The sequence below is a fragment of the Methanobrevibacter thaueri genome (assembly GCF_015062915.1).
In the GTDB taxonomy this organism is placed as follows: domain Archaea; phylum Methanobacteriota; class Methanobacteria; order Methanobacteriales; family Methanobacteriaceae; genus Methanocatella; species Methanocatella thaueri_B.
Genome location: NZ_SUTJ01000002.1, coordinates 74871 through 86382, shown reverse-complemented (window position 1 = coordinate 86382; position 11512 = coordinate 74871). Strand labels below are relative to the sequence as shown.

The 11512-nt window shown below is 39.4% G+C and carries 11 protein-coding genes and 1 tRNA gene; 6 read left to right on the top strand and 6 right to left on the bottom strand.

The features are described 5' to 3' along the window. Window positions 1-29: 29 nt before the first annotated feature. Both E7Z78_RS01910 and E7Z78_RS01905 read left to right on the top strand, forming a co-directional pair. The gene (locus E7Z78_RS01910) at window positions 30-884 is read left to right on the top strand and encodes a methanogenesis marker 8 protein (protein ID WP_303723484.1); all 855 of its coding nucleotides are present in this window, start codon (window positions 30-32) and stop codon (window positions 882-884) included. 10 nt (window positions 885-894) lie between these two features. Next, entirely contained in the window at window positions 895-1548 is a 654-nt protein-coding gene (locus E7Z78_RS01905) for a PolC-type DNA polymerase III (protein WP_303723483.1), read from the top strand. 183 nt (window positions 1549-1731) lie between these two features. Here E7Z78_RS01905 and E7Z78_RS01900 read toward each other — a convergent pair whose 3' ends face one another. Both E7Z78_RS01900 and E7Z78_RS01895 read right to left on the bottom strand, forming a co-directional pair. After that, window positions 1732-3936 carry a CDC48 family AAA ATPase gene (locus tag E7Z78_RS01900; RefSeq protein ID WP_303723482.1) on the bottom strand — a complete coding sequence of 735 codons (2205 nt, stop codon included), beginning with the start codon at window positions 3934-3936 and terminating at the stop codon, window positions 1732-1734. A gap of 313 nt (window positions 3937-4249) precedes the next feature. Beyond that, window positions 4250-5560: a prephenate dehydrogenase gene (locus tag E7Z78_RS01895; protein WP_303723481.1), complete on the bottom strand. Its 1311-nt coding sequence runs from the start codon at window positions 5558-5560 to the stop codon at window positions 4250-4252. A 57-nt stretch (window positions 5561-5617) separates the two neighbouring features. Between E7Z78_RS01895 and E7Z78_RS01890 the strand changes: the two genes are divergently transcribed. The 3 genes from E7Z78_RS01890 to E7Z78_RS01880 are packed head-to-tail and all read left to right on the top strand — an operon-like array spanning window position 5618 to window position 8755. Then, on the top strand, window positions 5618-6679 hold the full coding sequence (locus E7Z78_RS01890) for an mRNA surveillance protein pelota (protein ID WP_303723480.1): 1062 nt from the start codon (window positions 5618-5620) through the stop codon (window positions 6677-6679). Window positions 6680-6738: 59 nt separating this feature from the next. Further along, window positions 6739-7701: a cell wall biosynthesis protein gene (locus tag E7Z78_RS01885; protein WP_303723479.1), complete on the top strand. Its 963-nt coding sequence runs from the start codon at window positions 6739-6741 to the stop codon at window positions 7699-7701. Window positions 7702-7705: 4 nt separating this feature from the next. Further along, window positions 7706-8755, top strand: a complete 1050-nt coding sequence (locus tag E7Z78_RS01880; protein ID WP_303723608.1) for a glycosyltransferase — start codon at window positions 7706-7708, stop codon at window positions 8753-8755. 6 nt (window positions 8756-8761) lie between these two features. Here E7Z78_RS01880 and E7Z78_RS01875 read toward each other — a convergent pair whose 3' ends face one another. Beyond that, window positions 8762-10063, bottom strand: coding sequence for an NAD(P)/FAD-dependent oxidoreductase (locus E7Z78_RS01875; RefSeq protein WP_303723478.1), 1302 nt, complete (start codon window positions 10061-10063; stop codon window positions 8762-8764). 78 nt (window positions 10064-10141) lie between these two features. Here E7Z78_RS01875 and E7Z78_RS01870 point away from each other — a divergent pair, with 78 nt between their 5' ends. Beyond that, window positions 10142-10417, top strand: a complete 276-nt coding sequence (locus tag E7Z78_RS01870; protein ID WP_303723477.1) for a HypC/HybG/HupF family hydrogenase formation chaperone — start codon at window positions 10142-10144, stop codon at window positions 10415-10417. On the opposite strand, the gene E7Z78_RS01865 is transcribed toward E7Z78_RS01870, so the two are convergent. From E7Z78_RS01865 to E7Z78_RS01855, 3 genes are all read right to left on the bottom strand, one after another. After that, complete coding sequence (locus E7Z78_RS01865) at window positions 10411-10914, bottom strand: amino acid-binding protein (RefSeq protein WP_303723476.1); 504 nt, start codon at window positions 10912-10914, stop codon at window positions 10411-10413. The two genes, E7Z78_RS01870 and E7Z78_RS01865, sit on opposite strands and share 7 nt — an antisense overlap. A 127-nt stretch (window positions 10915-11041) precedes the next feature. Next, a tRNA-Ile gene (locus E7Z78_RS01860) sits at window positions 11042-11116 on the bottom strand. 102 nt (window positions 11117-11218) lie between these two features. Next, window positions 11219-11503, bottom strand: coding sequence for an iron-sulfur cluster assembly protein (locus E7Z78_RS01855; protein WP_303723475.1), 285 nt, complete (start codon window positions 11501-11503; stop codon window positions 11219-11221). Window positions 11504-11512 lie beyond the last annotated feature (9 nt).

The window sequence follows — 11512 nt, the reverse complement described above, 5'->3', positions numbered from 1 at the left end:
ATTTAATACTAATAATCGCAGGTGGTTATATGGTAGAAGATAAACATGTCATTGAAACATTGGGTAAAGTTCGTGTAGTGATTGAAAACGGTGAAATCACAGAAGTGGGCTCATCAGAGATGAAATACTGCCCTATGTTTCATGCAATGCATGGAGTTGAAGAATTAAACGAGGAATTCATACGCAAAAACATCAACTTCAGAATCAAGGACTTCGGAATGTGCACCCCGGAAAGGGTCATTGAAATGGATGACCTTGTGACTGTGGGAATATCAGAAATTCTCAAGACCAATATGGAAATGGGAAACATTGACTGTGTTGTAGGGGCATGTGACGGGGCCGGAACAGTAATAATGACTAATCCCCGTGTAGTGCAGGGAGTTGGTGGAAGAGTTTCCGGTCTTGTGAGCACAACACCAATACCTGAAGTAATCGAGGGCCTTGAGGAAAGGGACAGCATAGTTCTAAACCCTGAAACCGCTGAGCTGAACCAGTTGGAAGGTCTTAAAATCGCATTGGACAAGGGATATAAAAATATTGCAATAACAATACTTCCTTCACCTATGGTTAAGGAAATAAGGGAATATCCTGTTGACGATGACGTTAATGTCTATATCATGGTGGCACACACTACAGGAGCCACACCTGAAGAGGTTAAAATGCTATTCGACAATGCTGATATCGTCACAGCCTGTGCATCAAAGGCCATTTCAGAATATGCAGACAAATACGAACCATACTATTATGGATTGAAGGTTCCTATATTCTGCGCCAGTGAGGACGGTCGTGAATTGCTCGACAACAGGCTTGAAAAAATCGGAAAGCCATTGACTACAAATGAATATCCAAGAAACAAGGATGATGCTCCACATAAACTGATTTAAAAGTGTAAATATGAAAGTAATATATTTTGATACCGAGACAACAGGGTTGGATTGTCAAAGTTGCAAGATTATAGAATTGGCAATGATTACAGTCATTGATGATGAAATCGTAGATAGGTATGATGAATTCATAGATATTGGGGAACCATTGCCTTTAAAAATCACACAAATTACTGGAATCACTGACAAGATGCTTAAAGGCAGAAAGACGGAAAGTGAAGTTGCCAATGATTTGAAGGATATGCTGACTCCAGGTACTTTAATGATTGCCCATAATGCACAGTTTGACCTGTCATTTATCTATAATTTACTTAAAAGGCATTATCAGGATGATGCTGACAGTATTGTTGGGAATTTGGACTGGATTGATACATTAACCGTATTTAAGGACAGGGCAAAGTATCCTCATAAGCTATGTGATGCGGTTGAACATTATGGTATTCCTGAAGTCAATTTTCACAGGGCAATTGATGATACAATAGCTTTGCATGAGGTTACCAAGGCAATGATTCAAGAACGTGACGATCTTAAAGAGTATAAAAATGTCTTCGGTTACAATCCAAAATATGGTGTTAGTGGTGAGGAATTTTCATTCATTAAATATAAAAAACAGTTTTATAATAATTTTATGGTTCCTTCAAGCAGGATTTTGCCTAACAGATAAACATAAATCCTTATTGCATTTAGTTATCAAAATGGAGGTTGGGGAGGATTCCATATCCTCCCAAAAGATATAGTAGAGAATTCGGTAAATATGATTTTGGAGGTTGGGGAAAGATTTTGAATCTTTCCCTAGGTTAAATATGGTTAGATAATTTTTAAAGATAGGGTGTAGGGAGTGTTGTCCCTACATGTATTGAACTAATTGTTCATCTGGGATTTGAGTGTTCCCTGGCTTCACTTTTTCTATTGCTTCTTTGAAGTATTTGTATGGGATTTCACTGGCTTCAAGGTCATTTCTTAAGGCTAACATTGCAGCTTCTCTGCAAACAGCTTCAATGTCTGCTCCGACATAACCTTCAGTGTTTTTGGCTAATTTTTTAAGATCAACGTCACTTGCCAATGGCATTCCTTTGGTGTGCACTTCAAAGATTGATTTTCTTGCTTCTTCATCTGGTTGTCCGACTTCAATGTGTCTGTCGAATCTTCCAGGTCTCATGAGTCCGGCATCTAAAATGTCAGGTCTGTTGGTTGCTGCGATGATTGCAACATCTTCAAGCTCTTCTAAACCATCCATTTCAGTCAGTAATTGGTTTACAACTCTTTTTGTAACTCCACTGTCAGTGTCGTTTCCGCTACGGGCACTGGCTATTGCATCTATCTCATCGAAAAAGATCACTGTTGGAGCTGCTTGTTTTGCTTTTCTGAACACTTCTCTGACACCTTTTTCGGATTCACCAACCCATTTGGATAAAAGTTCCGGTCCTTTGACTGAGATGAAGTTTGCTTCACTTTCACTGGCAACAGCTTTTGCAAGCAAGGTTTTACCTGTTCCAGGAATTCCGTAAAGAAGGGTTCCTTTTGGAGGTCTTATTCCTAAGCGTTGGAAGGTTTCAGGATGTTTTAAAGGCCATTCAACAGCTTCTTTAAGCTCCTGTTTGACATCTTCAAGACCACCCACATCATCCCATTTGATGTCTGGGATTTGCACAAGAACTTCCCTTAATGCGGAAGGTTGAATTTCTTTTTGGGCGTTTTTGAAGTCTTCTCCTGTTACCACGATTTTTTCCATAACCTCTTTTGGAATTTCCTCATCGTTTTGGATTTCAGGCAGGATTCTTCTAACTACTCTCATTGCCGCTTCCTTACATAATGACTCAAGATCTGCTCCTACAAAACCGTGGGTTGTATTTGCAATCTTTTCAAGGTCCACGTCATCTGCAAGTGGCATGTTCCTTGTGTGAATTTCAAGCACTTCTTTTCTTTCTTCTGAGTCAGGAACTCCGATTTCGATTTCCCTGTCGAATCTTCCAGGTCTTCTGAGCGCTGGGTCGAGGGAATCAGGACGGTTGGTTGCACCGATTACTACTACTTGGCCACGGGATTTAAGACCATCCATCAATGTAAGAAGTTGTGCAACGGTTCTTCTTTCAACTTCTCCATTGGTTTCTTCTCTTTTTGGTGCAATCGCATCGAGTTCATCTATAAATATGATTGAAGGAGAGTTTTCTTCTGCCTCTTCGAAGTATTCCCTAAGGTTCTCTTCGGATCCGCCAACATATTTACTCATGATTTCAGGCCCGTTTATTGCAATGAAGTGGGCGTCACTTTCACTTGCAACAGCTTTGGCCAGTAATGTTTTACCAGTTCCTGGTGGACCATGCATGAGTACTCCTTTTGGTGGTGCGATTCCGAGTTTTTCAAAGAGTTCAGGTCTTTTGAGTGGGATTTCAATCATTTCCCTTACTTTTTTAACTTCCTCTTTTAAACCTCCGATGTCTTCGTAGCTTACGTCAACGAGGTTTCCAACTCCTTCTATTTTTGAAACGTCCACTGGGGATTCATGTAATTGTACTTCGGTATTAGGTCCGACAATGACGATGTCTTTAGGATTTGTTGAAACTACTGCGAATTTGATTTCGCGCATTGCAGGGGTGAAGTCCATAAGCTCATCGAAAAGGCTTCCGAATCCCATGTTCATACCTGGTCTTGGGGCGCGGATTTGTGATCCGATGATGTCTCCTTGTACCATGACTTTTCCTGCGAACAATCCTCTAACGTCTCCTTGTACGCGAATGTTATCTTCAGTTGGTGCAAGAACAACTTTTTTAGCTTCAGTTGCTTTTGCTTTTTTAATGGTGACTTCTCCACCGATGGTTGCTCCGGAGTTTTTACGGACAAGTCCGTCAATTCTTATCACTCCAAGGCCAATGTCGGTTTGTGAAGGAAGAGCGATAGCAGCAGTTCTTCTTTCGCCAACAATTTCAATCAATTCTCTTTCATGGATTCCTAAATCATCCATGACGTTTGGATCAAGTCTTGCCAAGCCTTGGCCCACGTCTTTTTGTGAAATTGCCTCTGCAACTTTTAATGTGATTTCATTTTCTGCCATATTATCATCTCCTTTTCTGGCTGTGATGTAATGTAAATGTAATTGTCAAAATCTTTTTGTTACTTTTTGTAACTTTATTGACAAACTAAATTGTGTATGTCTTACTATATAAAGGTTTCGATTTTGACATTTTTCAAAAACAATCTGAAAATAAGTGGTTTATCTAAAATCAATCAGATAATTAACTTGGCACTATAAAAATGATTTAAAATAAAAATAAATGAAAAATAGAAAAAATCCAAAAGTTATATTAAATTCTAAAATTTAATTACTTTTAGACACTTTAATTTTTGTTCGTATCAACTAAAACATTTTACCTTATGGTTCCGCCGAAACCGGTGAAGAGTTTTTTCACATTCTCTATGTCGCTTTTGCCCAAGGCTGTAACTGAAAATGTCAAACTGATTTTGTCATCATCAATTTGAGGTCCTGCATATGCGTCTGTCAATTTGACATCGATGATGTTGTCAATGTTCATCACGGTGTCCTCAATGGTTTCCGCATTGACGTTTTTGGGAAACGCACAACTGATGAATTCGGTTTTTGTGTTCAGGTTTTCAATCTTCCACTGATACAGTTCACTAGGAAGCAAAATCCTGATGTTGGCTATTCTAAGCTTCTTGACCTTATTTCCGTTTCTCAAGACTGCTGTCTTGTTGTCAATGCTTTCAAGAATTCCAACATGGATCTTTCCGGAATATATGTGCTTTAAGCCCACTTCCTGACCAATGGATTGGGTCAGATAGGTGTACTCATAACTCAATGCGCTGATTGCCTTGTCACTTCTACCCAATGCGTTTGTGATGTCTCCCATATGCTTTGTTGCCTTGATGGCTATTTCAACGAACTTGTCCTCATCCTTATTGTTGATGACGTCCCTCAGTTCAACAACTGCGTCTGCAAAGGTGTTCCTGATTTTAGGTCCGTTATTGTTCATGGATTGGATGTTATATGTTAAATATGGGTTTTGGGCAACGATACGGGCAATCATATCAATCATCAGATTGTAGATTGGACTTTCATAATCCTCGCTTTCGGTCAAGTCAACCTTAAGCTTCTCGATTGCTGAAGCAGTTGATATGAATGAGAAATGAGTCAATACCTGCACGATACTCATCATGAAGTCATGCTTTTCGGCGGTGGTTTCGATAATTCTCATGTTCTTGCCTGCAAGGTAATTATATACTTTAGGGTACCATTTGCCTTTCTTGTCGGCGGTTAGGACAATCACCTGATTGTCAAGGCGGGTGGTGCGGGGACCGAATACCGGGTGTGTTGGAATGTATTCAACGTTATCTGGAAGCGCTTCAGCCATTGTCTTGGATGGCTCCTCCTTGACTGAAGTCACGTCAACCATCAATGTTCCACTTTTCATGAAAGGCGCAACCTCGCGAATCACATCGGATGTGAACTGTATAGGCACGGCTATTACCAGGATGTCGCTTATGTTTGCAAGACCTGCATTGGATTCAATATACTGGACATTTAATTCCTTTGCAATCTTCCTGCCCTTCTTATGGTCAGTTCCAGTAATATATACTTCGAATTCGTCCCTAAAATAATAAATTAAAGTTTTTCCTAATCCGTCTGTTCCGCCTATAATTCCAACATTCATTTTAATCATTTACTATTTAGTGTTAATAACTATATAAATTATTAACTAGAAAAATTATTGTGAATTATGAAAATCGTAAAAGAAAATGCAAAGGAAGGATTTGTGGAAGTTATTCCAGAGACATTGGACGACTTATGGCACTTGTCACATATCATAGAGGTCGGTGACAATGCATTCTCACTAACCACCAGACGTATACAGGACAATACTGGAGATAAGCTTCGAAGCGACAGGGGTGTTAAGAAAACATTCCATTTGGGATTGGACATTGAAGGCATTTCATTTCATCTCTTCACCGGAAAATTAAGATTGAATGGAGTCATCACAAGTGGTCCTGATGATTTGATTCCTCTCGGATCACACCATACTCTGGAGGTCAAGCTGAACACTCCACTCACAATAACAAAATCAAGATGGCCTAACTGGGCAATCAAAAGGGTGAACCAGGCCATTGAAGCATCCAAAAAATTGTCTGCAATAATAGTTGTCCTTGAGGACGACACAGCGCAATTGGGATTGATGAGACAGTTCGGAATAGAATATTACGGACCTATCAAAGGACATGTTTCCGGAAAAAGGATAATCGACAAGAACAGGCAGAAAAACATCGTCCAGTTCTATGAGAAGGTAATAGAATCAATCACAAAATTCGATTCAATCCAAAACATTGTCATTGCAGGTCCGGGCTTTGTCAAGAATGACTTTTACGATTACCTGAAGGACAAGCATTCCGACTTGGCAAAAATCTCCATCCTTGAGGCAACAGGTTCCGGAGGAAGAAACGGAATTACTGAGGTTTTAAAGAAGGGCACAGTTGAAAAGCTCACCTCTGAAAATAGGGTTGCCCTGGAAATGGGAGCAATTGATAATCTCTTGACCCAAATAGCTAAAAACTCCTCAAAAGTGGCTTATGGAGTTAGAGAAACCCAAAATGCAATCAATCTTGGAGCAGTGGAACAGCTATTGATTCTTGACTCAAAGGTTGCAGGTGAAAACATGGGGGACTCCATGGACATGGTTGAGAACATGAAAGGCGAGGTCATGGTCATCAGCAGTGAACATGAGGGCGGAAAACAGCTGGAGAGCCTCGGAGGCATGGCTGCAATCCTAAGGTACGAACTCGCTTAAATGTTTATATATTAAGAAAAATTAAAATGTATATATAACTTTTTATAACTGTGATTTATATGATGTATTCATCGATAATATTTGCATTAATATATGTTTTTGTCATATCCGCAATAGGTACGGCAGTAATAGATATCATATTCAGATTTTTGGGAAAAAGGGGATATATGGGAAACCTGTTCCCTAATGTCCGTGGAGGAATCCCTCGTGCGGTCGGAATAATTCCTTTCATAATACTGTCATTCTACATGTTGCCGGGATTCAACAATCTCATTTTAATAATTGGTATTTTTGCGCTTATCGATGACATTCTTGGAAGAAAGAAATCTCCATTTGGAATTGAATGGGGTCAGCTTTCAAGAGGAATAGGCATATTTTTAGTCATTATTGTTGGAATATTTGAAGGTCTGGGCGTGTCAGCCATCTTTATCGCACTGATGGTTCAGCCACTGAACATTTCAGACATGCAGCCTGGATCCTGCTGTATTGTAACAATCATAATGTCCGTTCTGACTATACTTGCAATGCTTATTTTTGGCTCACAGCCATACGCGGAACTGCCTGCAGTATACACTCCATTACTGCTTCTGGTAGTGTGTCTGGCTTACTCCCCACTTGACTTTTCAGGTAAAATCATGCTTGGAGAGGTTGGAAACCACACTTTCGGAGTCGCTCTTGGACTTGCATTTTATGTCCTTGGAGGAATCGTGGGAGTTATCGTGTTTGGAATTCTAACAACAGCATTGATAGCATTCGTCAGAAGAAACAATCTCAGGGTATTTTTCAGACAGCAATTAAGAATACTTAACCCTACATTCGGAGATTATTTCATGGACGTTTTGACTGGAGGAGGATTAGGGGACTTGCTTCGCAAATGGTTCCTTAACGATAAGCAATATGATGTGAAACATCCGTTATTGATTTCACTTGGATTCAGAAGATTATTGTACAATCCTCATGCATCACATCCTAAAAAATATGTTCCTAGCAACTATATTCCAAGATTAGGTAAAGGAGAGTGATTTTATTAAGGCATTATTCATAGTCACCGGTAGAGGATTAGGCGGTGATGCCATGGTTGCTTTAAACACCATGAATGCATTGGAGAAAAGAGGAGTCACCTGTGAAGTAGCCCTTGACGAATCCGCCCCAGGTGTGTTATTTGAAAAATATGGATATTCCTGGTATAAGATATCCATTCCGCAAGCCGGAGGACATTCAGCCACTAAATTATCCGCTCTTAAGGGAGCTTTAAAACTCATTACTGCCACTTTCAAGGCAAGAAGTGCAATCAAAAAATCCAAGGCAGACTTTGTCGTTGGAGTCTTGGGAGGCGGAGCTATTGTAGCATCATTAGGTGCTAAATTTGCAAGAAAAACCTGTTTTTCATTGATTTCAACACCGCTTGACTCTACAGTATGCCCTAAATTCAACCAGTGTTACATACTGCCGGAACTTGATAAGTTCAGATGGGACAAGCTTCCAAAAAACATGGACAAGTCATTTTATCCATTGGCTGACAATTTAGGTGACGGTAATGAAGAGATTGCCCTTCAGAAATTAAGGGAGTTTCCAAACTTCGATGAAAACAAAAAGACAATAGTGTTCTCATCAGGGTCATCCATCTTTAAGGGAACCCTTGACGCAATCAATCTTGTAGCAAATGAAACAGACAAGTACAATCTTGTTCTTGTGGGTTTGCCTCTGCATGAAGAGTATTCTGAACTGATTGATGAGAATAAGATAATCTATGCGGGATACATCGATTGGATCAATCACCTGTTCAAGTTTTCAGACCTTACAGTCCTTACAGACGATGGTGTTTCACTTGAGGAGGCATTCACCTGCGGAAAACCTATTGTTGCATTGACCCGTGTGAAATGGGGAAGATACCAGAACATGGCTGGAGTGTTCAAGGGTGCAATGATAGAATCAAAAGTAGAGGATGTCTGCAAAAGCATTGATGAGGCTTTTGAAAACTATGATTCACTACAAGAAAACGCTTTAATCTATGGTAAGCAATGTATGGAAGCCGGTGATTATCTGGCTGAAAGGATGTTAAAAAAAGTTGAATAGTGGTTATTACAACCACAAATTCTTTATTATTTTATAGTTTGTATCGGTTGACGGATGCACTTCTAGGAAGTCACCGTAATCGTCTAAATCATAATCCATTCTCATCAGATATGATAGATAAGCTACGTCGCTTGTTGATGATGGGGAGATATGATTGATTTTATTTACCTTGTTTTTGTTTTTGTCAAACTCCACTTCAGTATATCCGGTGTTTCCTTCAAGTATTTTCCAGAAGGCTCCAGGTCCTGCAATTCCCGGAAGTGCAATTGTTGCCTTTTCATCATCGCTGAGCTCGCTTTTTTCGTTTTTCACAAAACTCACTTCAGTGTTCAAGCTCAAGGTTTGAGGAATGCAATGGTAGCTTACTTTATTTGGATAGTTTGCCATATTCCTTGCAGCTGTGATGCCCTCCATCCTTGCTACTGGAGTCAACTGATATCCTCCGGTAACGTCACCTGCAGCATATACATTATCAACACTTGTTTGCATCATTTCATTGACCTTGATGGTATTGTCAGGATTCAATTCCACAAAACCCCTTGCGATTTCACTGTTAGGGGTTCTTCCGGTAGCGAAAAACGGTGTTCCCTCAAGCTCCTCGCCGTCACCTGTCAAGACCTTGTTCTCGAATGCCTCAACAACATCAGTGTTCTCCATCACATTGACATCAGGAATGATCTTTTCAAGGACATACTTCTTGGTGTTCGGGTTGAGTTCCTTTAGGAATTCGCTTCTTGCAAGGACATTCACCTCACTTCCAAGTGTGGCATAGATGTTAGCTATCTCACAGGCTATTATTCCTCCGCCGATTATGTTCAGTTTCTCAGGAACCTCGTCAAGCTTTAGGATGTCCTTGTTTGTAAGTCCGTATTCGGCTCCCTTGATGTCTGGGATGAAAGGCCTTGCGCCTGTTGCAATCATCAGGTTATCCCATTCGAAGCTTTCATTGTTGACAACCACGCTGTCGCCTTCAATTTTTGCTTCACCATATATTACGTTGTTTCCAACGCTTTCATTTTCCATTTGATTCAATTTTCTAAGCATCACCTGTGTTTCTGTAATCTTTTCGACTATTTTGGAGTATGAAATGTCAAGTTGGCTTTTTATAAACCCGTAATTGTTGAATCTGTTGTTCTCGTCAATGAATTTTGTAATGTCGGTTAATGCGCAGACAACCATGCATCCTTCATTCAGGCAGGTTCCTGCAATATGGTTTTTTTCAATCAAAGTAACGTCTTGGCCTAGTTTTCCAAGTTCAAGTGAGCCTAATCTTCCTGCAGGCCCTGATCCGATAACAATATTTTTCATCATAACACCTATTTAGATAGTTTTATATAATACTAACATTTAATATTATTAATATATAAATTTTGGAGATGAAATATTATGTGTATTGCGGCACCCGCTCATGTAGTTGAAATCAATAGAGAAGATAATTGGTTAGTTGCTGACTTTGGTGGAGCAAGACAACAAGCAAAAATTGACCTTTTGCCTGAAGTGGAAATTGGTGATTATGTTTTAATCCATGCAGGTTATGCAATTGAAAAATTAAGTGAAGAAGCTGCTAAAGAATCTTTAGAAGCTTGGGAAGAACTTTTAGACATGCTTGAAGAAGAAGATATGGAAATGGAAAAAGCAAGAAGGGAACATTTTAATCAATAAATGGACACTCTTGTTACTCCTTTTATTTTTAAAAACTCATTTATCAGGTCGCCTTTAACGGGCTCATTAGTAATTATTGTTAATATTGGACTTTGTTGAAGTTCAGTGTCCTCGGCATAAGCTTGTCTTATTCCGATTCCTTTTTTTGATATTAGATTTGTGGTTTTTGCAAGGATTCCTTCGCTTTCGGATCCGACCTCTATCTCGATAACTCCAAGGCTGATGTTTTTAGCGATGTTTTTCAGCAGTGTTCCTGCAGGTGTGATGTTGCTGAACAGGTTGTACAATTCCTCATCCTCACAGATAACTTCAATTGTGGATTTTATTGCACGCCTGTCTACGTCTGCTGCTGTTGCAAGTGCCTTGTCGCTGATTTTCAGATTTCCGCAGTAGATTTTGCCGTCATCGTTAAGTGACAGTCCAAGTTCGATCATCTTTTCCGCAACCCTTATCCTTGCAGGGTATTTCTTGAATTTTTCATTGATTTTTTCCCACATTTATATCATCATTCCAACTTTTTGTACATTCAAGTAACTATTTGTAGAATGTAATATATATTTATTGTGAAAAATTTTAGAAAAAGTTGTCATGTAAATTGAAAAATATCATAAAAATAGTTAGAAGTAGGCTAGATGGGATTCGAACCCATGACCTCCCGGTTATCAGCCGAGCGCGCTAACCAAGCTGTGCCACTAGCCTATATAATATGTGTGACAGTTAACTGTCAACACTAATACATATATTAATTAACATATATAACTGTTTCGGTTATACGGTTAAAATTAATAAAAAATTAAAAATTTATCTGTTAATCATTTCGTTAATGGAGTCAGCCATAGCATGTCCTTCAACGATGATTTTTGCTTTGTCGATACCTTCAACGCTTTCAGCTCTGATTTTAGCATCAGCAGCAATACGGGTGATACTCATACAACCTGGGTTGGTTGGTTTGAGAGTAACTTCAGCTTGATCGCCGTCAACGGTAATGTTTTGTACAATGCCCATTTCCACAATGCTTATTCCCATGTGTGGGTCGTTGATTGGAGTAAGTGCATCTTTGATATTATTTACTAATTCTTCTGACATTTCATTTCT